This is a genomic window from Modestobacter versicolor, from assembly GCF_014195485.1.
Taxonomy (GTDB): domain Bacteria; phylum Actinomycetota; class Actinomycetes; order Mycobacteriales; family Geodermatophilaceae; genus Modestobacter; species Modestobacter versicolor.
The window spans coordinates 3,906,515-3,927,599 of record NZ_JACIBU010000001.1; the positions used below are offsets into that span (position 1 = coordinate 3,906,515).

Genomic DNA, 21,085 nt, shown 5'->3' on the forward strand with positions numbered 1-21,085 from the left:
ACGGAGAGAGGATCCCAGTGGCCAAGGCCAAGTTCGAGCGGACCAAGCCGCACGTCAACATCGGCACCATCGGGCACATCGACCACGGCAAGACGACGCTGACCGCGGCGATCACCAAGGTCCTGCACGACAAGTACCCGAACCTCAACGAGGCGTCTGCGTTCGACCAGATCGACAAGGCGCCCGAGGAGAAGGCCCGCGGCATCACGATCTCGATCGCTCACGTCGAGTACCAGACCGAGAACCGCCACTACGCGCACGTCGACTGCCCCGGGCACGCCGACTACATCAAGAACATGATCACCGGTGCCGCGCAGATGGACGGCGCGATCCTGGTGGTCGCCGCGACCGACGGCCCGATGCCGCAGACCAAGGAGCACGTGCTCCTGGCCCGCCAGGTCGGTGTCCCCTACATCGTCGTGGCGCTCAACAAGGCCGACATGGTCGACGACGAGGAGATCCTCGAGCTCGTCGAGCTGGAGGTCCGCGAGCTGCTGTCCGAGTACGAGTTCCCGGGCGACGACGTCCCCGTGGTCCGCGTCTCGGCGCTGAAGGCCCTCGAGGGCGACGCCGAGTGGGGCGACAAGCTCATGGAGCTCATGGACGCCGTCGACTCGGCGATCCCCGAGCCCGAGCGTGAGATCGACAAGCCGTTCCTCATGCCCGTCGAGGACGTCTTCACCATCACCGGTCGCGGCACCGTCGTCACCGGTCGCGTGGAGCGCGGCATCGTCAAGGTCTCCGAGGAGATCGAGATCGTCGGCATCCGCCCGACCTCGTCGAAGACCACGGTCACCGGCGTCGAGATGTTCCGCAAGCTGCTCGACCAGGGCCAGGCCGGTGACAACGTCGGTCTGCTGCTGCGCGGCATCAAGCGCGAGGACGTCGAGCGCGGCCAGGTCGTCGTGAAGCCGGGTTCCATCACCCCGCACACGAACTTCGAGGGCTCGGTCTACATCCTCTCGAAGGACGAGGGCGGCCGGCACACGCCGTTCTTCAACAACTACCGCCCGCAGTTCTACTTCCGCACCACGGACGTCACCGGCGTCGTCACGCTGCCCGCGGGCACCGAGATGGTCATGCCGGGCGACAACACCGAGATGACGGTGGAGCTCATCCAGCCCATCGCCATGGAGGAAGGCCTGCGCTTCGCGATCCGTGAGGGTGGCCGCACCGTCGGCGCCGGCCGGGTCGTCAAGATCAACAAGTGACACCCTGACGGGCGGCGGCCGGATCGGCCGCCGCCCGTCAGCCGGGTCGGGAGACCCGACCCAGGGTCAGCAGACCCACTTGAACTTTCACAACCGATCGGCAGGAGCAAAGACACCGATGGCGGGACAGAAGATCCGCATCCGGCTGAAGGCCTATGACCACGAGGCGATCGATGCCTCGGCGCGGCGCATCGTGGACACGGTGACCAAGACCGGAGCGCGCGTCGTCGGCCCGGTGCCGCTGCCGACGGAGAAGAACGTCTACTGCGTCATCCGCTCGCCGCACAAGTACAAGGACTCGCGCGAGCACTTCGAGATGCGCACGCACAAGCGGCTCATCGACATCCTCGACCCGACGCCGAAGACGGTCGACGCGCTCATGCGCATCGACCTGCCGGCCTCGGTCGACGTCAACATCCAGTAAGGGCTGTCCCAGACATGGCGAGCACATTCCGTGGTCTCCTCGGCGAGAAGCTGGGGATGACCCAGGTCTTCGACGAGAACAACCGCATCGTGCCGGTGACCGTCGTCAAGGCGGGCCCGTGCGTGGTCACGCAGGTCCGCACCCCGGAGAAGGACGGCTACTCCGCCGTCCAGCTCGGGTTCGGCGCGATCGACCCCCGCAAGGTGAACAAGCCCGAGGGCGGGCACTTCGCCAAGGCGGGCGTCACGCCCCGGCGGCACGTGGTCGAGCTCCGCACCGCGGACGCCGGCGACTACACGGTCGGCCAGGAGCTGACCACCGACGTGTTCGACGGCGTCACCAAGGTCGACGTCATCGGCACCAGCAAGGGCAAGGGCACCGCCGGCGTCATGAAGCGTCACGGCTTCAAGGGCCTGGGTGCCGGCCACGGCACGCACCGCAAGCACCGCGCGCCCGGCTCGATCGGCGGGGCCTCGACCCCGGGTCGTGTCTTCAAGGGCATGCGCATGGCCGGCCGGATGGGCGTGGCCACCACGACCACCCTGTCGCTGAAGGTGCACGCGGTCGACGCCGAGAAGGGCCTCGTGCTGATCAAGGGCGCCGTCCCCGGCCCGCGCGGCGGGCTGCTGCTCGTCCGGTCCGCGGTCAAGGGCGGCCCCGTGGGGAGTGACACCAAGTGAGCCAGTCGATCGCCGAGTCCAAGGCGCAGGCGCGGACCGACCGCGAGGTCCCGGTCCGCAACGCGGCGGGGGAGAGCGCCGGCAGCGTCACGCTGCCCGGTGACCTCTTCGACGCCAGCGCCAACGTCTCCCTCATGCACCAGGTCGTGGTGGCCCAGCTGGCCGCCGCCCGCCAGGGCACGCACTCCACCAAGACGCGGGCCCAGGTCAGCGGTACCGGCGCCAAGCCCTACCGCCAGAAGGGCACCGGCCGCGCCCGCCAGGGCTCGCTGCGCGCGCCGCAGTTCGCCGGCGGTGGCGTCTCGCACGGCCCCGTGCCGCGCAACTACGAGCAGAAGACCCCCAAGAAGATGAAGGCCGCCGCCCTGCGTGGCGCCCTCTCCGACCGGGCCCGCGAGGACCGCGTGCACGTGGTCTCCGCCTTCGTCGAGGGCGACGCCCCGTCGACCAAGGCCGCGATCAAGGTGCTCGACGCCGTCACCGCCGCCAAGCGCGTGCTGGTCGTCCTCGACCGCGACGACGTCCTCAACTGGGTGAGCCTGCGCAACGTGCCGCGGGTCCACCTGATCGAGGCCGGTCAGCTGAACACCTACGACGTGCTCGTCGCCGACGAGGTGGTCTTCACCGAGACCGCCCTGGCCGAGTTCGTCTCCGGCCCCGCGACGGGTGCCACCGGCGAGGCCAGCTCGGCCGAGCTGCCCGACCTCAGCACCACCGAGGTCGAGGAGACCGCCCCCTCGATCGCCCCGGCGACCACCGAGGACACCACTGAGGAGAAGGCATGAGCGTCCGCGACCCCCGGGACGTCCTGCTGTCCCCGGTCATCTCGGAGAAGAGCTACGGCCTCCTGGACGAGAACAAGTACACGTTCATCGTCCGGCCCGACGCCAACAAGACCCAGATCAAGATCGCTGTGCAGCAGGTCTTCAACGTGAAGGTCCTCGCCGTCAACACGATCAACCGTCAGGGCAAGAGGAAGCGCTCGAAGGGCGCTGTGATGGGCAAGCGCAAGGACACCAAGCGCGCCATCGTCTCCGTGGCCCCCGGCGACCGCATCGAGCTCTTCGGGGGCCCGGGCGCCTGACGGCACCCGGACCCACCGATCGGACCAGAGGACTCTGAGGAACCATGGCCATCCGTAAGTACAAGCCGACGACGCCGGGCCGCCGCGGCTCGTCCGTCGCCGACTTCGCCGAGGTCACCCGCGACCACCCCGAGAAGTCGCTGGTCCGGCCGCTGCACGGCCGCGGTGGGCGCAACGTCCACGGGCGCGTCACGGCGCGCCACCAGGGCGGCGGGCACAAGCGCGCCTACCGGCTGATCGACTTCCGCCGGGCGGACAAGGACGGCGTGCCGGCCAAGGTCGCGCACATCGAGTACGACCCGAACCGCACCTCGCGCATCGCGCTGCTGCACTTCGCCGACGGAGAGAAGCGCTACATCATCGCCCCGGCGAAGCTGAAGCAGGGCGACACGGTCGAGTGCGGCCCCGCGGCCGACATCAAGCCGGGCAACAACCTGCCGCTGCGCAACATCCCGGTCGGCACGGTCATCCACGCCATCGAGCTGCGGCCCGGTGGCGGCGCGAAGATCGCCCGCTCGGCTGGCACCAGCGTCCAGCTGGTGGCCCGCGAGGGTCGCTTCGCCCAGCTGCGCATGCCGTCCGGCGAGATCCGCAACGTCGACGTCCGCTGCCGCGCCACCATCGGCGAGGTCGGCAACGCCGAGCAGTCCAACATCAACTGGGGCAAGGCCGGCCGCATGCGGTGGAAGGGCAAGCGCCCGACCGTCCGCGGTGTCGCCATGAACCCGGTCGACCACCCGCACGGTGGTGGTGAGGGCAAGACCTCCGGTGGCCGGCACCCGGTCAACCCCAAGGGCAAGCCGGAGGGCCGGACGCGCAAGCGGAAGGCCAGTGACGCCCTGATCGTGCGCCGCCGGCGCACCAACAAGAAGCGCTGAGCGGGTAGAGGAGTCCGACAGACATGCCACGCAGCCTCAAGAAGGGCCCGTTCGTCGACGACCACCTGCTCGCCAAGGTGGACGCCCAGAACGACAAGGGCACCAAGAACGTCATCCGCACCTGGTCGCGGCGCTCGACGATCATCCCCGACATGCTCGGGCACACGATCGCCGTGCACGACGGCCGCAAGCACGTCCCGGTGTTCGTCACCGAGGCGATGGTCGGGCACAAGCTCGGCGAGTTCGCGCCCACGCGCACCTTCCGTGGGCACATCAAGGACGACCGCCGGTCGCGGCGCGGCTGACCAGGTAGAGAAGAGAGTCACATGACTTCCCAGTTGGGACAGGAGACGCCGGTCGCCCGGGCCACCGCCCGGTTCGTCCGCGTCACCCCCATGAAGGCCCGGCGGGTGGTGGACATGATCCGCTACCTGCCGACCGATGAGGCACTCGCCCTGCTGCGCTTCGCGCCGCAGACCGCGAGCGAGCCGGTGGCCAAGGTCGTCGCCAGCGCCGTCGCCAACGCAGAGCACAACCTGCGTCTGGACCCGACCGCGCTCGTCGTCTCCGCCGCGTTCGTCGACGAGGGCCCCACGCTCAAGCGGATCCGTCCGCGTGCGCAGGGCCGGGCATTCCGCATCAACAAGCGGACCAGCCACATCACCGTCGAGGTGAGCGAGGTGACCACCAGCGCGGAGCTCGCGCAGCGGTCGCGCAAGGCACGTCGGGACACCGGCCAGTCCGGTCCCGCCACCCAGCAGCAGAAGAGCAACACGAGGGGAGGGACCCGCTAGTGGGTCAGAAGGTCAACCCGCACGGGTTCCGGCTCGGCATCACCACCGACTACAAGTCCCGGTGGTACGCGGACAAGCTGTACGCCGACTACGTCAAGGAAGACGTGGCCATCCGCAAGCTCATGGGCAAGGGCATGGAGCGCGCCGGCATCTCGAAGGTGGAGATCGAGCGCACCCGTGACCGCGTCCGCGTGGACATCCACACCGCTCGCCCGGGCATCGTCATCGGCCGCCGCGGCGCCGAGGCCGACCGCATCCGCGGCGAGCTGGAGAAGCTCACCGGCAAGCAGGTGCAGCTGAACATCCTCGAGGTCAAGAACCCCGAGTCCGACGCGCAGCTGGTCGCCCAGGGCGTCGCCGAGCAGCTCTCCAGCCGGGTCAGCTTCCGCCGTGCCATGCGCAAGGCGATGCAGTCCGCGCAGCGCAGCCCGCAGGTCAAGGGCATCCGGGTGCAGTGCTCGGGTCGCCTCGGCGGCACGGAGATGAGCCGGTCGGAGTTCTACCGCGAGGGTCGGGTGCCCCTGCACACGCTCCGCGCGAACATCGACTACGGCATCTACGAGGCCCGCACGACCTTCGGCCGCATCGGCGTGAAGGTCTGGATCTACAAGGGCGACGCCAGCGGTTCGCGCGCCGAGCGGGAGGCCCTCGAGGCCCTCGCCCAGCGTCAGCAGCGCCGTGAGCGGGCCCAGCGCCCGCAGCGCCGGTCGGGTTCGACCGGCACCACCGCCGGCGGGACCGAGGCCGGTCGCGCCGCCGCCGAGGGGCCGACCAGCCCGGTGGAGGACACCACGGCAGCCGCCGTGGCCGTCACCTCCGGTGAGGTCGCTCCCGAGCAGAGCGTCGGCGAGGCAGTCGGCGCCGAGGGCACCGCGACGGCGCAGGCCGCCGGTGCCGAGAACACGGAGGCCTGATCATGCTGATCCCCCGTCGGGTCAAGCACCGCAAGCAGCACCACCCGAGCCGCTCGGGTGCTGCCAAGGGCGGCACCGCGATCAACTTCGGTGACTTCGCGATCCAGGCCCTCGAGCCCGCGTACGTCACGAACCGGCAGATCGAGTCCGCTCGTATCGCCATGACCCGCCACATCAAGCGTGGCGGCAAGGTGTGGATCTCGATCTACCCCGACCGTCCGCTGACCAAGAAGCCGGCCGAGACCCGCATGGGTTCCGGCAAGGGCTCGCCCGAGTGGTGGGTGGCGAACGTCAAGCCGGGCCGGATCATGTTCGAGCTGTCCGGTGTCGCCGAGCCCGTGGCCCGCGAGGCCATGCGCCGCGCGATCCACAAGCTGCCCATGAAGTGCCGCTTCATCACTCGCGAAGGAGAGGTGTGATGGCCGCCGGACTGTCCGCGCCCGAGCTGCGCGAGCTGTCCGCCGACGAGCTGGCCACCCGGCTGCGCGAGTCGCGCGAAGAGCTGTTCAACCTGCGCTTCCAGGTGGCCACCGGCCAGCTGGACAACAACCGGCGACTGCAGACCGTCCGCCGTGACATCGCCCGGATCTACACGATCATGCGCGAGCGCGAGCTGGGCCTCTCGGTCGCCCCGAACGAGGGTGTGGCATGAGCGAGAGCGAGCAGACGCAGGCCGCCAGCGGCCCGGGTCTTGCCGGCCGTGGCTACCGCAAGGTCCGCGAGGGCCTGGTGGTCAGCGACAAGATGCACAAGACGATCGTGGTCGAGGTCGAGGACCGCGTGAAGCACGGCCTGTACGGCAAGGTCCTGCGCCGCACGAGCAAGCTCAAGGCGCACGACGAGGACAACACCGCCGGCATCGGCGACCGGGTGCAGATCATGGAGACGCGCCCGCTCTCGGCCACCAAGCGCTGGCGTCTGGTGACCGTCGTCGAGAAGGCCAAGTAAGCAGTTCGGTACCGGCCTCCCGAGGCCGGTGAGCCAGGAGTACCCTGGACGACTGGCGCGCCCTCCGGTGCGCGCCGCATCCCGGTCCCGTGCTCGGACGCACCGGCGGCACACGCTGCCGGTGCGTCCGCACGTGGGTACCGGACAGCCGGTTCACCGATCCGGTCCGGCTGTCGTCTCTCAGATTCAGGAGCAGGTAGTGATCCAGCAGGAGTCGCGACTGCGAGTCGCCGACAACACCGGTGCCAAGGAGATCTTGTGCATCCGCGTGCTCGGCGGGTCGGGGCGGCGCTACGCGGGCATCGGTGACGTCATCGTCGCCACCGTCAAGGACGCGCTGCCCGGCGCCGGCGTGAAGAAGGGCGACGTGGTCAAGGCCGTCGTCGTCCGCACGGTGAAGGAGCGCCGTCGTCCCGACGGTTCCTACATCCGCTTCGACGAGAACGCCGCGGTCATCATCCGCGACAGCGGCGACCCGCGCGGCACGCGCATCTTCGGCCCCGTGGGCCGGGAGCTCCGTGACAAGCGCTTCATGCGGATCATCTCGCTCGCTCCGGAGGTGTTGTGACCATGGCTCAGCCGACGAGCGGGAAGACCCCGTCGATGAAGGTCAAGAAGGGCGACCAGGTCGTCGTCCTGTCCGGCAAGGACAAGGGTGCGAAGGGCCGCGTCATCGCCGCCTTCCCCAAGACCCAGAAGGTCCTCGTCGAGGGCATCGGCCGGGTGAAGAAGCACACCCGGATCAGCACCACCCAGCGCGGAGCCCAGTCGGGCGGGATCGTCACGCAGGAGGCGGCCGTCCACGTGAGCAACGTGATGGTCATCGACTCCGAGGACAAGCCGACCCGGGTCGGCTACCGCAAGGACGAGGAAGGCCGCAGCATCCGGGTCTCGCGGCGCACCGGTAAGGACCTCTGACCACCATGAGCGCACCCACCCGCGAGCTGCCCCGCATGCTGGCCCGCTACCGCGAGGAGATCGCGCCGGCGCTGCAGTCGGAGTTCGGCTACCCGAACGTCATGCAGATCCCCGGCCTGGTCAAGATCGTCGTCAACATGGGCGTCGGCGAGGCCACCCGCGACGCCAAGCTGATGGACGGCGCGGTCCGCGACCTCACCGCCATCACCGGCCAGAAGCCGGCCGTCGTCCGCGCCCGCAAGTCCATCGCGCAGTTCAAGCTGCGCGAGGGCATGCCGATCGGCGCCAAGGTCACCCTCCGCGGCGACCGCATGTGGGAGTTCCTGGACCGGCTGCTGTCGCTGGCCCTGCCCCGCATCCGTGACTTCCGTGGGCTGAACCCCAAGCAGTTCGACGGTCACGGCAACTACACGTTCGGTCTGACCGAGCAGTCGATGTTCCGCGAGATCGACGTCGACAAGATCGACCGGCCGCGCGGCATGGACATCACCCTGGTGACCACCGCCACCACCGACGAGGAGGGTCGCGAGCTGCTCAGCCTGCTCGGGTTCCCCTTCGCCGGCCAGACCGTCGTGAACGCGACCCGCTGACCGCGGGCGAGGAGACCCAGAGATGGCCAAGAAGGCTCTTGTCAACAAGGCGGCGCGCAAGCCCAAGTTCGCCGTCCGCGCCTACACCCGCTGCCAGCGTTGCGGGCGTCCGCACGCCGTGTACCGCAAGTTCGGCCTCTGCCGGATCTGCGTGCGCGAGATGGCGCACGCCGGCGAGCTGCCCGGCGTGACCAAGTCCAGCTGGTAGCACCTGCACGCCGGTCCGCCCCCACCGGGGCGGGCCGCTCGCTCCCGAGCACGACCCGGAGCACCACCCACGTCGCCGAGAGGCCCGCGCACGACAGCGTGCGGAACCGCGGTGAGAGAGGCAACACACACCCATGACGATGACCGACCCGATCGCGGACATGCTCACGCGGCTGCGGAACGCCAACCAGGCGTACCACGACGCAGCTGCCATGCCGTCGTCGAAGCTCAAGACGCACATCGCCGAGATCCTCCAGAAGGAGGGTTACATCGGCGGCTGGACCGTCAACGACGTCGAGGTGGACGGCCACATCCGCAAGGAGCTCGTGGTCACCCTCAAGTACGGCCCGAACCGTGAGCGCAGCATCGCCGGCGTCCGGCGGGTGTCCAAGCCCGGCCTCCGGGTCTACGCGAAGTCGACTGCCCTGCCCAAGGTGCTCGGCGGCCTCGGGGTGGCGATCATCTCCACCTCCACCGGGCTGCTGACCGACAAGCAGGCGACCAAGAAGGGCGTGGGTGGGGAAGTCCTCGCCTACGTCTGGTAAGAGGAGCGAGCAGACATGTCACGGATCGGACGACTCCCGATTCCGGTGCCGAGCGGTGTGGACGTCGCCATCGACGGACGCACGATCAACGTCTCCGGCCCGAAGGGGAAGCTGAGCCACACGGTGGCCGCTCCCATCACCGTCGAGCGCGCTGAGGAGGGGACGCTGCTGGTGCAGCGCCCCGACGACGAGCGCGAGAGCCGTGCGCTGCACGGCCTCTCCCGCACCCTCATCGCGAACATGATCACCGGCGTCACCCAGGGGTACGACAAGACCCTGGAGATCGTCGGTGTCGGTTACCGCGTGCAGGCCCGCGGGTCGGACCTCGAGTTCGCCCTCGGCTTCAGCCACCCGGTCGTCGTGAAGGCCCCCGAGGGGATCTCCTTCACCGTCGAGGCCCCCACCCGCCTGCGGGTGACCGGCATCGACAAGCAGCAGGTCGGCGAGGTCGCGGCCAAGATCCGCAAGATCCGCAAGCCCGACCCGTACAAGGGCAAGGGCGTGCGGTACCAGGGCGAGGTCGTCAAGCGCAAGGTCGGGAAGACGGGCAAGTGATGGCACAGGCAGCCAAGACCGAGAAGGGTGCCCGGGTGCACAAGCCCGTCGGCACCGACGTCAGCACTGCGCGCCGCACCTCGCGGCTGCGCCGTCACAACCGCCTGCGCAAGCGGGTGGGTGGCACGCCGGAGCGCCCGCGCCTGGTCGTCAAGCGCAGCTCCCGGCACATCCACGTCCAGGTCGTGGACGACACCGTCGGCCGCACCCTGGCCAGCGCGTCCACCATGGACGCCAGCCTGAAGGGCGCCGAGGGCGACAAGTCCGCCCTCGCGCGCCAGGTCGGTGCTCTGGTCGCCGAGCGCGCCAAGGCCGCCGGCATCGCTGCGGTCGTCTTCGACCGTGGCGGCAACCGGTACGCCGGGCGCATCGCGGCTCTGGCCGACGGCGCCCGCGAGGGCGGGCTGGACTTCTGATGAGCACCATCACCGAGATCGAGAGGGACGTCTGATGCCAGGACCACAGCGACGCGGCGGTGGCGCCGGCGGGACGGGTGGCCCCGGTGGCGCCGGCGGCGGCAACGACCGCCGCGACCGTCGTGACGGCGGCCGCGGCCCCGGCGGCGGTGCCGCCGAGAAGAGCCAGTTCATCGAGCGCGTGGTCGCGATCAACCGCGTCTCGAAGGTCGTCAAGGGCGGTCGGCGCTTCAGCTTCACCGCGCTGGTGATCGTCGGCGACGGCGACGGCACCGTGGGCGTCGGCTACGGCAAGGCCAAGGAGGTGCCCGCGGCGATCGCCAAGGGCGTCGAGGAGGCCAAAAAGCACTTCTACAAGGTGCCGCGCATCGCCAGCACCATCCCGCACCCCGTGCAGGGTGAGGCGGCGGCCGGTGTCGTGCTGCTGAAGCCGGCCAGCCCGGGTACCGGGGTCATCGCCGGTGGTCCGGTGCGCGCCGTCCTCGAGTGCGCCGGGATCCACGACGTGCTCTCCAAGAGCCTCGGGTCCTCGAACCCGATCAACATCGTCCACGCGACCATGCAGGCGCTGAAGGACCTCGTCCGCCCCGAGGAGATCGCGGCTCGCCGCGGTCTGCCCCTGGAGGACGTCGCCCCGGCCGCCATGCTGCGCGCGCGGGCCGGTCAGGGGGTCTGAGATGGCTCAGCTGAAGGTCACCCAGATCAAGTCGACCATCGGCACCAAGCCGAACCAGCGCCAGACGCTGCGTTCGCTCGGGCTGAAGCGGATCAGCGACTCGGTCGTCAAGGAGGACCGTCCCGAGATCCGCGGGATGGTCGCGACGGTGCCGCACCTGGTCACCGTCGAAGAGATCGTCTGAGCAGGGGAACACCATGACTCTCAAGGTCCACCACCTGCGTCCGGCCCCCGGTGCCCACACCAAGAAGACCCGTGTCGGTCGTGGTGAGGGTTCCAAGGGCAAGACGGCTGGTCGCGGCACCAAGGGCTCCGGCGCCCGCGTGCAGGTCTCTGCCCGCTTCGAGGGTGGCCAGACCCCCCTGCACATGCGGCTGCCGAAGCTCTCGGGCTTCAAGAACAACAACAAGGTCGTCTTCCAGGTCGTCAACCTGGACCGGATCGCCTCCCTGTTCCCGCAGGGCGGCACGATCGACCCGGACACGCTGGCGAACGCCGGCGCGGTCCGGCGCGGTCAGCCGGTCAAGGTGCTCGGCACCGGCGAGCTCGGCGGGGTGAAGGTCGACGTGCAGGCGCACGCCTTCTCGAAGTCCGCCGAGGAGAAGATCGGCGCTGCCGGGGGCAGCACCACCCAGATCTGAGCGAGGACCCCCCTGTAGGAGGTCCCTCCTCCCCGTCCCGAGCACGACCGGGACCGGGAGGGGGCCACCTGCAGGGGGGCCTTCTGCTGTCCGGCCGGTGATCGGCCGGAGGCACCACCGACCGCGCCCCGCCCCACCGCGCCGCCGCACCGGCGGACGGGGGGAGGGGGTCGCGGCCTGACGTTGATAGCCTCATACGACCGACTCGGGGAGGGCACGTGCTGCAGGCGTTCGCCGCGGCGTTCCGGACGCCAGACCTCCGGCGCAAGCTGCTGTTCTCCCTGGCGCTGATCGCCATCTACCGGCTGGGTGCCAGCGTGCCCGGTCCCGGTGTCTCCATCGAGGCGATCAACAGCTGCCTGGACCAGGCCAACGCCTCGGACCAGCGCGACGTCTACTCGCTGGTCAACCTGTTCTCCGGCGGCGCACTGCTGCGGCTCTCGGTCTTCGCGCTCGGCATCATGCCGTACATCACCGCGAGCATCATCGTGCAGCTGCTGGTCGTGGTCATCCCGCGGTTCGAGCAGCTGAAGAAGGAAGGGCAGTCGGGCCAGCAGAAGCTGACCCAGTACACCCGCTACCTGACGATCGCGCTCGCCGTGCTGCAGAGCACCGGGATCATCGCCCTGGCCCGCAGCGGCCAGCTCTTCCCGAACTGCCAGCAGGACATCATCCCGTCGGACTCGGTGTGGACCACGATCGTCCTGGTCGTCACGCTGACCGCCGGTACCGCCGTGATCATGTGGCTGGGCGAGCTGCTCACCGAGAAGGGGATCGGCAACGGCATGTCCGTGCTGATCTTCACCTCGATCGCGGCCCGCATCCCCGCCGAGGGCGGCGCCATCCTGCAGAGCCGCGGCGGCTTCGTCTTCACGCTCATCTGCATCCTGGCGGTGCTGATCATCGCCTCGGTGGTCTACGTCGAGCAGGCGCAGCGGCGCATCCCGGTGCAGTACGCCAAGCGCATGGTCGGCCGCCGGATGTACGGCGGGACCTCGACCTACCTGCCGCTGAAGGTCAACCAGGCCGGCGTCATCCCGGTCATCTTCGCGTCGTCCCTGCTGTACCTGCCCCAGCTGATCACCCAGCTCCAGGGTGACTCGACCGGTCCGGTCCGGCGGTTCTTCGAGAACTACGTGGTCGACCAGAGCAGCCCGGTGCACATCGCGGTGTACTTCGCGCTGATCGTCTTCTTCACCTACTTCTACGTGTCGATCACGTTCAACCCCGAGGAACGGGCCGACGACATGAAGCGCTACGGCGGCTTCATCCCCGGCATCCGTCCCGGCCGCCCCACCGCGGAGTACCTGCAGTACGTGCTGTCCCGGATCACGCTGCCCGGCGCGATCTACCTCGGGTTGGTGGCGGTGCTGCCCAACCTGTTCCTGTCGATCACGCAGGAGGGGCAGAACCAGAACTTCCCGTTCGGCGGGACCGCGGTGCTGATCATGGTGGGAGTGGGCTTGGAGACGGTGAAGCAGATCGAGACGCAGCTCAACCAGCGCAGCTACGAAGGGTTCCTCCGCTAGTGCGCGTCGTCCTGCTGGGCCCTCCCGGAGCGGGCAAGGGGACCCAGGCGCAGATCATCGCCGGGCGCCTGGGCGTGCCGGCGATCTCGACCGGCGACATCTTCCGCGCGAACGTGAGCGGGCAGACCGAGCTCGGCCAGAAGGCCAAGACCTACATGGACGCCGGGGACCTCGTCCCCGACGCGATCACCGTGGCGATGGTCTCCGACCGGCTGGCCGAGCCCGACGCGAAGGCCGGCTTCCTGCTCGACGGGTTCCCGCGCACCATCGCCCAGGCCGAGCAGCTGCGTGACTCGCTGGCCGAGATGGGCAACGTGCTGGACCGGTGCCTCGAGCTGGTCGTCGACGAGGACGAGCTGGTCCGCCGGCTCTCCGGCCGCCGCATGCTCGTCGACGGCGAGTGGGTCCAGCGCGACGACGACAAGCCCGAGACCGTCCGGCACCGCCTGGAGGTCTACCGGGAACAGACCGCGCCGCTGTCGGGCTTCTACGAGCAGGCCGGCCTACTGAGCCGGATCAACGCGATCGGTGAGATCGACGAGGTCACCCATCGCGCCCTGGAGGCCCTCGGGGCCGACGAGGCGCTGGCTGACGAACCGGCCGAGGACTGAGACCGCGAGGTCGCGGTGCACGGTGACCGCGGAGCCGCCCTGCTGGCCCGGCTGCCGCTGCTGGCGAAGTGGAGTGGACGCATGATCCAGATCAAGACCGCGCACGAGATCGAGCTGATGCGGGCCTCCGGCCTGGTCACCGCCGGCGCGCTGGCAGCGGTCAAGGCCGCCGTCCGCCCGGGCGTGACCACCGGTGAGCTCGACGCGATCGCCGAGGCGCACATCCGCTCCCGGGGCGCGGTGCCCAACTTCCTCGGCTACCACGGCTTCACCGGCACGATCTGCGCGTCGATCAACGACGAGGTCGTGCACGGGATCCCCAGCCCGGACCGGGTGCTCGCCGAGGGCGACAACATCTCGATCGACTGCGGCGCGGTCCTCGACGGCTGGCACAGCGACTCCGCGGTGACCGTGACGGTGGGGGAGGCCTCCGCCGCCGACGCCGCGCTGCTCGAGGTGACCGAACGCTCGATGTGGGCGGGGCTGGCCCGGGCCGTCGCCGGTGGCCGGCTGACCGACATCAGCCACGCGGTCGAGGAGTCGATCACCGCCCACGAGCACCCGTACGGGATCGTCGACCACTACGGCGGCCACGGCATCGGCACCGAGATGCACCAGGACCCGCACGTGCTCAACTACGGCCGCGCCGGCCGCGGGCCCAAGCTGGTGCCCGGCCTGGTGCTGGCGATCGAGCCGATGGTGACCGTGGGCGACCCGGCCACCGCCGAGCTCGACGACGGCTGGACCGTGGTCACCAAGGACGGCTCCCGCGCGGCGCACTTCGAGCACACCGTGGCGATCACGCCCGAGGGTCCGTGGGTGCTCACCGCGGAGGACGGCGGCGTGGCCGGCCTCGCACCGTTCGGGGTCACTCCCCGCGTCTGAGGAAGACCCTCCTGCCCCCCGTCGCTCGCAGGCTCGCAACGGGCCCCTGCAGGAGGGTCCTCCATCACCCAGCCCCCGGGTTGGAGAGCGGGTGCTCCTGGGAGTACAGTGGCCGTTGGCGTTCGCGCCGTCCGTCGTCCTGCTGTGGCCGCAGGGACCGGACGCCCTCTGCGAGATCGCCCGCACCACCGCATCCAGCACGTCAGTGCTGAACCCAGATCCACCGCCCTGCCGGTTCCGGCATGGGCGCATGCAGGTCGATCGAACGAGGAGGCCGTGTAGGCGTGGCGAAGAAGGACGGGGCCATCGAGGTCGAGGGTCGTGTCGTCGAACCACTGCCCAACGCGATGTTCCGGGTCGAACTGCAGAACGGGCACCGGGTGCTCGCCCACATCAGCGGCAAGATGCGGCAGCACTACATCCGCATCCTGCCCGAGGACCGCGTGGTCGTGGAGCTCTCGCCCTACGACCTGACGCGCGGTCGCATCGTCTACCGCTACAAGTAACCCACCGCCGGTGGGGCCCCTGACCGGGGCCGGGGCCGGCGCACGATCTACAGGAATGAGGGCGGCACCGGTGAAGGTCCAGCCGTCGGTGAAGAAGATCTGCGACAAGTGCAAGGTGATCCGCCGGCACGGCCGGGTCATGGTCATCTGCGAGAACGCCCGGCACAAGCAGCGCCAGGGCTGAGGGAGTACCTGAACATGGCACGTCTGGCTGGCGTCGACCTCCCCCGCGAGAAGCGGATGGAGATCGCACTCACCTACATCTACGGGATCGGGCCGACCTCGGCGAAGGCGACCCTGGCCGCGACGGGCGTCAGCCCGGACCTGCGCGCCAAGGACCTCTCCGACGAGGACCTCCTCAAGCTGCGCGACTACATCGACGAGCACTTCCGCGTCGAGGGCGACCTGCGCCGCGAGGTGGCCGCCGACATCCGCCGCAAGGTGGAGATCGGTTGCTACCAGGGGCTGCGGCACCGTCGCGGGCTCCCCGTGCACGGGCAGCGCACGAAGACGAACGCGCGCTCGAGCAAGGGCCCGCGCAAGACCATCGCGGGCAAGAAGAAGGCCCGCTGACCCAGGCATGACGGCGCACCGCCGCAGGTCCGAGAGGGCCGGACCGGCGGTGCGCCTGCGCACGACCGCCCCCGCGCGCTGAACGCCGCGGCGGCACCCGCACCACCCAGGCCACGAACACAGACTCAGACCGGAGAGAGATGCCTCCCAGGGCTCGCGCGGCAGCTGGCACCAAGAAGGTGCGCCGCAAGGAGAAGAAGAACGTCGCTCACGGCGCGGCGCACATCAAGAGCACCTTCAACAACACGATCGTGTCGATCACCGACCCCACGGGCAACGTGATCAGCTGGGCCTCGGCCGGCCACGTCGGGTTCAAGGGCTCGCGCAAGTCCACGCCGTTCGCGGCGCAGATGGCTGCCGAGAACGCCGCGCGCAAGGCCCAGGAGCACGGCATGCGCAAGGTCGACGTCTTCGTGAAGGGCCCTGGCTCCGGTCGCGAGACCGCGATCCGGTCCCTGCAGGCCACCGGCCTCGAGGTCGGGCAGATCCAGGACGTGACGCCGCAGCCGCACAACGGCTGCCGGCCCAAGAAGCGCCGCCGGGTCTGACCGGTCACTGACGAGACGAAACAGGAGTATTTGACGTGGCCCGTTACACCGGAGCCGATTGCCGCCTCTGCCGGCGCGAGAAGATGAAGCTGTTCCTCAAGGGCAGCAAGTGCGAGTCCCCGAAGTGCCCGATCGAGATCCGGCCCTACCCGCCGGGCGAGCACGGCCGTGGCCGCACCAAGGACAGCGAGTACCTGCTCCAGCTGCGCGAGAAGCAGAAGGCCCGCCGCATCTACGGCGTGCTGGAGAAGCAGTTCCGCGGCTACTACGAAGAGGCCAACAAGAAGCAGGGCAAGACCGGTGAGGTCCTCCTGCAGATCCTCGAGTCGCGCCTGGACAACGTCGTCTACCGGGCCGGCTTCGCCGAGTCCCGCGACATGTCGCGCCAGCTCGTCCGCCACGGCCACATCAAGGTCAACGGCCGCAAGGTGGACATCCCCTCGTACCGGGTGACCGCGAACGACATCGTCGAGGTGGCTGCGAAGTCCGCCGAGATGGTCCCGTTCCAGGTCGCCCAGGCCAAGGCCGGCTCCCGTCCGGTGCCGCCGTGGCTCGAGGTCATCAGCACCCAGCTGCGCGTGCTGGTGCACAACATCCCGGCCCGCCAGGTGATCGACACCCCGGTCCAGGAGCAGCTGATCGTGGAGCTCTACTCCAAGTAAGGAGTCCAGCTCCGAGCACGCAGCACGACGGCGGGGCGGGTGGACCGATGTCCGCCCCGCCGGCACCACCCCCTCACGGCGTCATATGGCGGGTGCCGGAGGACACGAAGGAGAACCACCATGCTCATCGCACAGCGTCCGACCCTCACCGAGGAGACCATCGACGCCCAGCGCTCGCGGTTCGTCATCGAGCCGCTGGAGCCGGGCTTCGGCTACACCCTCGGCAACTCCCTGCGTCGCACCCTGCTGTCCTCGATCCCCGGCGCTGCTGTCACCAGCATCCGCATCGAGGGCACCCTGCACGAGTTCACCACCGTGCCGGGCGTCAAGGAGGACGTCACCGAGATCATCCTGAACCTCAAGGGCCTCGTGGTCAGCTCGGACTCCGACGAGCCGGTGACCATGTACCTGCGCAAGCAGGGCCCGGGTGAGGTCACCGCCGCCGACATCGCGCCCCCGGCCGGTGTCGAGGTGCACAACCCCGAGCTGCACATCGCCACGCTGAACGCGAAGGGCCGGCTCGAGATCGAGCTGGTCGTCGAGCGCGGCCGCGGCTACGTGCCGGCCACCCAGAACAAGCAGCCCGGCCAGGAGATCGGTCGCATCCCCGTCGACTCGATCTACTCCCCGGTGCTCAAGGTGACCTACGCCGTCGAGGCCACCCGCGTCGAGCAGCGCACCGACTTCGACCGCCTCGTGGTCGACGTCGAGACCAAGCCGTCGATGGAGCCCCGCGACGCCATCGCCAGCGCCGGCTCGACCCTGGTCGAGCTGTTCGGCCTGCTGCGCGAGCTGAACGTCGACGCCGAGGGCATCGAGGTCGGGCCCAGCCCGGCCGAGGCCGCCGACATCGCGAACTTCTCGATGCCGATCGAGGACATGGACCTCACCGTCCGGTCCTACAACTGCCTCAAGCGCGAGGGCGTGCACACCGTCGGGGAGCTCGTCACCCGCTCGGAGGCCGACCTGCTCGACATCCGCAACTTCGGTGCGAAGTCGATCGACGAGGTCAAGCTCAAGCTCGCCGCGATGGGCCTGGCCCTCAAGGACAGCCCGCCCGGGTTCATCCCCACCTCGGTGGAGAGCTACGACGAGGGCTACGAGACCGACGCCTACCAGGGCGACGCGACCTACGGCGACCCGGCTCAGTACGACGAGACGGCGTTCCAGGAGACCGAGCAGCTCTGAACCACCTCGGCCGGACGGCGGTGCACCCGCCGTCCGGCCGTACCACCGGGCGCGCCACACTGGCCCGGACGCAGCACGACGCAGCACCGCGATGGACGACGCAGCCGGCAACCGCCCGCCCGGCCGCCTGAGGAAGGACCGACATGCCCACCCCCACCAAGGGCCCCCGTCTCGGCGGGTCCCCCGCGCACGAGCGGCTGATGCTGGCCAACCTGGCCACCTCGCTGTTCGAGCACGGGCGGATCACCACCACCGAGACCAAGGCCAAGCGGCTGCGCCCGTACGCCGAGAAGCTGGTGACCTTCGCCAAGCGCGGTGACCTGCACGCCCGCCGGCAGGTGATGACGGTGATCCGCGACAAGGACGTCGTCCACCACCTGTTCGCCGAGATCGGTCCCCGCTACGAGAACCGCCCCGGCGGCTACACGCGGATCACCAAGGTCGGTCCCCGCAAGGGCGACAACGCCCCGATGGCCGTCATCGAGCTCGTCGAGGCCACCACGGTCGCGCAGCAGGCCGTCGGCGAGGCCGAGCGCGCTCGCGGCACCCGCTTCGCCGCCGGTGCCGGCGCCTCCGCCGCCGCCGGTGAGGTCACCGCCGACACGGCCGAGCCCGGCCTGGTCGACGAGGACGTCACCACCGGCCCGGGCGGGGACACCAGCCCGGCCGTGGTCGCCGACGCCGAGGGCCTCGAGGAGGCCGAGGAGGTCGTCACCGACGTCTTCAACCCCGACGGTGAGCGCCAGGACGACGGCGACGTCACCCCGGAGCCGACCGCGGAGAACCTCGCCGTCGTCGACGACCCGACCCTCTCGCCCGACGTGGCCGCCGCTGCTGCCGCCGAGGTCGAGGCCGCCGAGCTGAGCGACGCCGCGACCGCGGGCGTCCACGCCCCCGGCGGCGAGCCCGAGGTCGACCCCAAGTGACCTCGACCGTCTCCTGACGGTCCGCTCCGTGGAGCACCTGCACGTCGACGAGCCCGCCACCGGCACCGGTGGCGGGCTCGTCCGCGTCCGGCTGGGGATCGCCTACGACGGGACGGCGCTGCACGGCTGGGCCCGCCAGCCCGGCCAGCGCACGGTCCAGGGCGAGCTCGAGCTCGGCCTCGCGACCGTGCTGCGGCACGACGTCGACCTGACCGTCGCCGGCCGGACCGACGCCGGGGTGCACGCCACCGGCCAGGTCGCGCACACCGACCTGCCGGCCGCGCTGTTCGCCGTGCACGAGGGGCGGCTGCTCCGCCGGCTGCGCGGGGTGCTGCCGCCCGACGTCGCGGTCACCGGCGCCCGGGTGGTCAGCGACGCCTTCGACGCCCGCTTCGGCGCGCTGGCCCGGCACTACGTCTACCGGCTCACCGACGCCGACTCCGGCCCGCCCCCGCTGCGCCGGGCCGACACCGCCGCCTGGGGACGGCGGCTGGAGGTGCCCGCGATGCGGGTGGCCGCGGCCCTGCTGCTCGGCCAGCAGGACTTCGCCGCCTACTGCCGCCGCCGCGAGGGTGCCACCACGATCCGCACGCTGCTCGACCTCGACGTGTCCCGCGACGGCGACGTGATCGAGATCCGGGCGTCAGCGGACGCGTTCTGCCACTCGATGGTGCGCAGCCTGGTCGGCGCGCTCATCGCGGTGGGGGAGGGCCGCCGCCCGGCGGGCTGGCCGGCGTCGCTGCTGACCATGACCACCCGGGCGAACGACGTCCCGGTCGCCCCGGCCGGCGGGCTGACCCTGGTGCGGGTCGACTACCCGCCCGACGACCAGCTGGCGGCACGGGCGCTGGTGACCCGGGCCAAGCGCGCTTAGGGGAGCGCGGCGACGGCCTCGGCCACGGGGGTGTCGCCGGACAGCAGCTCGGCGACCAGGCCGTCCTTGGGGTCGTCCAGCAGTGCCAGCAGCACCGCCGCGACGTCGTCCCGCGGCACCTGGCCGGAGTCGGTGGTGTGCTCCAGCCGCACCCGGCCGGTGCCCGGGTCGTCGGTGAGGCCCCCCGGCCGCACCACCATCGACGCCAGCCCCTCGCGGGAGAGGACGTGCTCCTCGGCGGCCAGCTTGGCCCGCAGGTAGGCGACGAAGACCTCGTCCATCCCGTCGGGGGTGGCGCCGTCGGCGACCTGCTCGACGCCGATCGAGGAGACCAGCAGGTAGGGGCGGACGCCGGCCGTCGCGGCCGCGTCGGCGAGCAGCACGGCGGCGCCGCGGTCCACGGTGTCCTTGCGGGCGATCCCGCTGCTCGGCCCGCCGCCGGCGGCGAACACGACCGCGTCGGCGCCGGAGACGACCGCGGCGACGTCGTCCACCGAGGCCTGCTCGAGGTCCAGCACGACCGGCTCGACGCCGTCGGACTGCAGGTCGGCCTGCTGGTCGGGGTTGCGGATGATGCCCAGGACGGTGTCCCCCCGGCCGCTGAGCAGCCGGCCGAGGCGGCGGGCGATCTGACCGTGGGCACCTGCGATGACGACGCGCATGTTCCTCGCCTACCCCGCCTTCCCGCCGGGCAGTCGGCCGGCGGCGACCGCCCGTGCCCGGGCGAGCTCGGCGGGGGTGTCGCAGTCGGTCCACGGCGCGGGCACCCCGGCGGTGACCGGCGGGCGGTACCGGCGGACGGCGAGCGGCGACAGCACGGCGCGCAGCGGGGTGTGCGGCCGGGCGCCCTGGAGCGCCGTGCGGAGCACGGCCGTCCGCCACACCCCCAGGAGCAGCTGGTCCCGGCCGGTGTCGTCGACGACGAGCACCCCGTCACCGGTCAGCCGCTCGCGCAGCTCGCCCACCAGGGCGTGGGTCACGAAGGGCAGGTCGGCGGCGAGGACGGCGACGACCTCCGTCCCGCCCACGGCGGCGAGACCGGCGGCCAGGGCGGGCACCGGGCCCCCGCCGGGCGGCTGCTCGCGCACCAGCCGCACGCCGTCCGGCACCGGCTGGGGCGGGCCGACGACGACGCGGGGGGCGGCGCCGTCCAGGGCGGTCAGCACGGCGTCGAGCATGCTGCGCCCACCGACGTCCAGCTGCGGCTTGGGCTGCCCGCCCAACCGCGCTGCCCGCCCGCCGGCCAGCACGACAGCGGCGAAGGGCGGCAGCGGGCTCATGGCCGGAACGGTAGGGCGCTAC

General features: G+C 70.7%; 35 protein-coding genes. 33 read left to right on the forward strand and 2 right to left on the reverse strand.

The window, feature by feature from the left end; translation table 11 throughout:
- The first annotated feature begins 17 nt into the window (after nucleotides 1-17).
- From tuf to truA, 33 genes are all read left to right on the forward strand, one after another.
- Nucleotides 18-1,211, forward strand: coding sequence for an elongation factor Tu (tuf, locus tag FHX36_RS19090; RefSeq protein ID WP_110550661.1), 1,194 nt, complete (start codon nucleotides 18-20; stop codon nucleotides 1,209-1,211).
- 118 nt (nucleotides 1,212-1,329) lie between these two features.
- Nucleotides 1,330-1,635, forward strand: coding sequence for a 30S ribosomal protein S10 (gene rpsJ / locus FHX36_RS19095; protein WP_014742859.1), 306 nt, complete (start codon nucleotides 1,330-1,332; stop codon nucleotides 1,633-1,635).
- A gap of 14 nt (nucleotides 1,636-1,649) precedes the next feature.
- A complete protein-coding gene (gene rplC / locus FHX36_RS19100; protein WP_110550660.1) occupies nucleotides 1,650-2,315 on the forward strand; it encodes a 50S ribosomal protein L3 in 666 nt (221 codons plus the stop codon).
- A complete protein-coding gene (gene rplD / locus FHX36_RS19105) occupies nucleotides 2,312-3,100 on the forward strand; it encodes a 50S ribosomal protein L4 (RefSeq protein WP_258372570.1) in 789 nt (262 codons plus the stop codon). Before rplC ends, rplD begins: the two co-directional genes overlap by 4 nt.
- Nucleotides 3,097-3,399, forward strand: a complete 303-nt coding sequence (rplW, locus tag FHX36_RS19110) for a 50S ribosomal protein L23 (protein ID WP_014742856.1) — start codon at nucleotides 3,097-3,099, stop codon at nucleotides 3,397-3,399. Before rplD ends, rplW begins: the two co-directional genes overlap by 4 nt.
- A gap of 44 nt (nucleotides 3,400-3,443) precedes the next feature.
- Entirely contained in the window at nucleotides 3,444-4,277 is an 834-nt protein-coding gene (gene rplB, locus FHX36_RS19115) for a 50S ribosomal protein L2 (RefSeq protein ID WP_036334274.1), read from the forward strand.
- Nucleotides 4,278-4,300: 23 nt separating this feature from the next.
- On the forward strand, nucleotides 4,301-4,582 hold the full coding sequence (rpsS, locus tag FHX36_RS19120) for a 30S ribosomal protein S19 (RefSeq protein WP_110550659.1): 282 nt from the start codon (nucleotides 4,301-4,303) through the stop codon (nucleotides 4,580-4,582).
- A 21-nt stretch (nucleotides 4,583-4,603) separates the two neighbouring features.
- Complete coding sequence (rplV, locus tag FHX36_RS19125) at nucleotides 4,604-5,071, forward strand: 50S ribosomal protein L22 (RefSeq protein ID WP_110550658.1); 468 nt, start codon at nucleotides 4,604-4,606, stop codon at nucleotides 5,069-5,071.
- Nucleotides 5,071-5,985 carry a 30S ribosomal protein S3 gene (gene rpsC, locus FHX36_RS19130; protein WP_110550657.1) on the forward strand — a complete coding sequence of 305 codons (915 nt, stop codon included), beginning with the start codon at nucleotides 5,071-5,073 and terminating at the stop codon, nucleotides 5,983-5,985. Before rplV ends, rpsC begins: the two co-directional genes overlap by 1 nt.
- Before the next feature lie 2 nt (nucleotides 5,986-5,987).
- Entirely contained in the window at nucleotides 5,988-6,404 is a 417-nt protein-coding gene (rplP, locus tag FHX36_RS19135; protein WP_110550656.1) for a 50S ribosomal protein L16, read from the forward strand.
- Nucleotides 6,404-6,637 carry a 50S ribosomal protein L29 gene (gene rpmC / locus FHX36_RS19140; RefSeq protein ID WP_091536438.1) on the forward strand — a complete coding sequence of 78 codons (234 nt, stop codon included), beginning with the start codon at nucleotides 6,404-6,406 and terminating at the stop codon, nucleotides 6,635-6,637. The genes rplP and rpmC overlap by 1 nt, the downstream gene beginning before the upstream one ends.
- A complete protein-coding gene (gene rpsQ / locus FHX36_RS19145) occupies nucleotides 6,634-6,933 on the forward strand; it encodes a 30S ribosomal protein S17 (RefSeq protein WP_110550655.1) in 300 nt (99 codons plus the stop codon). Before rpmC ends, rpsQ begins: the two co-directional genes overlap by 4 nt.
- A 199-nt stretch (nucleotides 6,934-7,132) precedes the next feature.
- Complete coding sequence (gene rplN, locus FHX36_RS19150; protein WP_029433456.1) at nucleotides 7,133-7,501, forward strand: 50S ribosomal protein L14; 369 nt, start codon at nucleotides 7,133-7,135, stop codon at nucleotides 7,499-7,501.
- Nucleotides 7,502-7,503: 2 nt separating this feature from the next.
- Complete coding sequence (gene rplX, locus FHX36_RS19155; RefSeq protein WP_246405513.1) at nucleotides 7,504-7,851, forward strand: 50S ribosomal protein L24; 348 nt, start codon at nucleotides 7,504-7,506, stop codon at nucleotides 7,849-7,851.
- A gap of 5 nt (nucleotides 7,852-7,856) precedes the next feature.
- Nucleotides 7,857-8,441 (forward strand): 50S ribosomal protein L5, encoded by a 585-nt coding sequence (gene rplE, locus FHX36_RS19160; RefSeq protein ID WP_036334284.1) that lies wholly within the window; start codon nucleotides 7,857-7,859, stop codon nucleotides 8,439-8,441.
- Between the two features lie 22 nt (nucleotides 8,442-8,463).
- Complete coding sequence (locus FHX36_RS19165) at nucleotides 8,464-8,649, forward strand: type Z 30S ribosomal protein S14 (RefSeq protein WP_110550654.1); 186 nt, start codon at nucleotides 8,464-8,466, stop codon at nucleotides 8,647-8,649.
- A 139-nt stretch (nucleotides 8,650-8,788) separates the two neighbouring features.
- On the forward strand, nucleotides 8,789-9,193 hold the full coding sequence (rpsH, locus tag FHX36_RS19170) for a 30S ribosomal protein S8 (RefSeq protein WP_425487824.1): 405 nt from the start codon (nucleotides 8,789-8,791) through the stop codon (nucleotides 9,191-9,193).
- Nucleotides 9,194-9,208: 15 nt separating this feature from the next.
- On the forward strand, nucleotides 9,209-9,748 hold the full coding sequence (gene rplF, locus FHX36_RS19175; RefSeq protein ID WP_110550652.1) for a 50S ribosomal protein L6: 540 nt from the start codon (nucleotides 9,209-9,211) through the stop codon (nucleotides 9,746-9,748).
- Nucleotides 9,748-10,164, forward strand: a complete 417-nt coding sequence (gene rplR / locus FHX36_RS19180) for a 50S ribosomal protein L18 (RefSeq protein WP_110550651.1) — start codon at nucleotides 9,748-9,750, stop codon at nucleotides 10,162-10,164. The genes rplF and rplR overlap by 1 nt, the downstream gene beginning before the upstream one ends.
- Nucleotides 10,165-10,198: 34 nt before the next feature.
- Complete coding sequence (gene rpsE / locus FHX36_RS19185) at nucleotides 10,199-10,840, forward strand: 30S ribosomal protein S5 (protein ID WP_110550650.1); 642 nt, start codon at nucleotides 10,199-10,201, stop codon at nucleotides 10,838-10,840.
- A gap of 1 nt (nucleotide 10,841) precedes the next feature.
- Complete coding sequence (gene rpmD, locus FHX36_RS19190; protein WP_110550649.1) at nucleotides 10,842-11,024, forward strand: 50S ribosomal protein L30; 183 nt, start codon at nucleotides 10,842-10,844, stop codon at nucleotides 11,022-11,024.
- Nucleotides 11,025-11,037: 13 nt separating this feature from the next.
- Nucleotides 11,038-11,481 carry a 50S ribosomal protein L15 gene (rplO, locus tag FHX36_RS19195; protein ID WP_110550648.1) on the forward strand — a complete coding sequence of 148 codons (444 nt, stop codon included), beginning with the start codon at nucleotides 11,038-11,040 and terminating at the stop codon, nucleotides 11,479-11,481.
- Between the two features lie 218 nt (nucleotides 11,482-11,699).
- A complete protein-coding gene (gene secY / locus FHX36_RS19200) occupies nucleotides 11,700-13,010 on the forward strand; it encodes a preprotein translocase subunit SecY (protein ID WP_110550647.1) in 1,311 nt (436 codons plus the stop codon).
- Nucleotides 13,010-13,621, forward strand: a complete 612-nt coding sequence (locus tag FHX36_RS19205; protein WP_110550646.1) for an adenylate kinase — start codon at nucleotides 13,010-13,012, stop codon at nucleotides 13,619-13,621. Before secY ends, FHX36_RS19205 begins: the two co-directional genes overlap by 1 nt.
- 81 nt (nucleotides 13,622-13,702) lie before the next feature.
- Complete coding sequence (gene map, locus FHX36_RS19210) at nucleotides 13,703-14,506, forward strand: type I methionyl aminopeptidase (protein WP_110550680.1); 804 nt, start codon at nucleotides 13,703-13,705, stop codon at nucleotides 14,504-14,506.
- Nucleotides 14,507-14,790: 284 nt separating this feature from the next.
- Nucleotides 14,791-15,012: a translation initiation factor IF-1 gene (gene infA, locus FHX36_RS19215; RefSeq protein WP_012950459.1), complete on the forward strand. Its 222-nt coding sequence runs from the start codon at nucleotides 14,791-14,793 to the stop codon at nucleotides 15,010-15,012.
- A 70-nt stretch (nucleotides 15,013-15,082) separates the two neighbouring features.
- Entirely contained in the window at nucleotides 15,083-15,196 is a 114-nt protein-coding gene (gene rpmJ / locus FHX36_RS19220) for a 50S ribosomal protein L36 (protein WP_014742835.1), read from the forward strand.
- A gap of 14 nt (nucleotides 15,197-15,210) precedes the next feature.
- The gene (gene rpsM, locus FHX36_RS19225; protein ID WP_110550645.1) at nucleotides 15,211-15,585 is read left to right on the forward strand and encodes a 30S ribosomal protein S13; all 375 of its coding nucleotides are present in this window, start codon (nucleotides 15,211-15,213) and stop codon (nucleotides 15,583-15,585) included.
- A 140-nt stretch (nucleotides 15,586-15,725) separates the two neighbouring features.
- Nucleotides 15,726-16,133, forward strand: coding sequence for a 30S ribosomal protein S11 (gene rpsK, locus FHX36_RS19230; RefSeq protein ID WP_026844840.1), 408 nt, complete (start codon nucleotides 15,726-15,728; stop codon nucleotides 16,131-16,133).
- Between the two features lie 35 nt (nucleotides 16,134-16,168).
- Nucleotides 16,169-16,795, forward strand: a complete 627-nt coding sequence (gene rpsD / locus FHX36_RS19235) for a 30S ribosomal protein S4 (protein WP_110550644.1) — start codon at nucleotides 16,169-16,171, stop codon at nucleotides 16,793-16,795.
- Nucleotides 16,796-16,915: 120 nt separating this feature from the next.
- Nucleotides 16,916-17,983 carry a DNA-directed RNA polymerase subunit alpha gene (locus FHX36_RS19240; protein WP_110550643.1) on the forward strand — a complete coding sequence of 356 codons (1,068 nt, stop codon included), beginning with the start codon at nucleotides 16,916-16,918 and terminating at the stop codon, nucleotides 17,981-17,983.
- Nucleotides 17,984-18,126: 143 nt separating this feature from the next.
- Nucleotides 18,127-18,909: a 50S ribosomal protein L17 gene (gene rplQ, locus FHX36_RS24045; RefSeq protein ID WP_110550642.1), complete on the forward strand. Its 783-nt coding sequence runs from the start codon at nucleotides 18,127-18,129 to the stop codon at nucleotides 18,907-18,909.
- A 28-nt stretch (nucleotides 18,910-18,937) separates the two neighbouring features.
- Entirely contained in the window at nucleotides 18,938-19,783 is an 846-nt protein-coding gene (truA, locus tag FHX36_RS19250) for a tRNA pseudouridine(38-40) synthase TruA (RefSeq protein ID WP_110550641.1), read from the forward strand.
- On the opposite strand, the gene FHX36_RS19255 is transcribed toward truA, so the two are convergent.
- Entirely contained in the window at nucleotides 19,780-20,445 is a 666-nt protein-coding gene (locus FHX36_RS19255; protein WP_110550640.1) for an NAD(P)H-binding protein, read from the reverse strand. The genes truA and FHX36_RS19255 overlap by 4 nt on opposite strands.
- Nucleotides 20,446-20,454: 9 nt before the next feature.
- Nucleotides 20,455-21,063, reverse strand: a complete 609-nt coding sequence (gene mobA, locus FHX36_RS19260) for a molybdenum cofactor guanylyltransferase (protein WP_183514021.1) — start codon at nucleotides 21,061-21,063, stop codon at nucleotides 20,455-20,457.
- Between the last annotated feature and the right edge of the window lie 22 nt (nucleotides 21,064-21,085).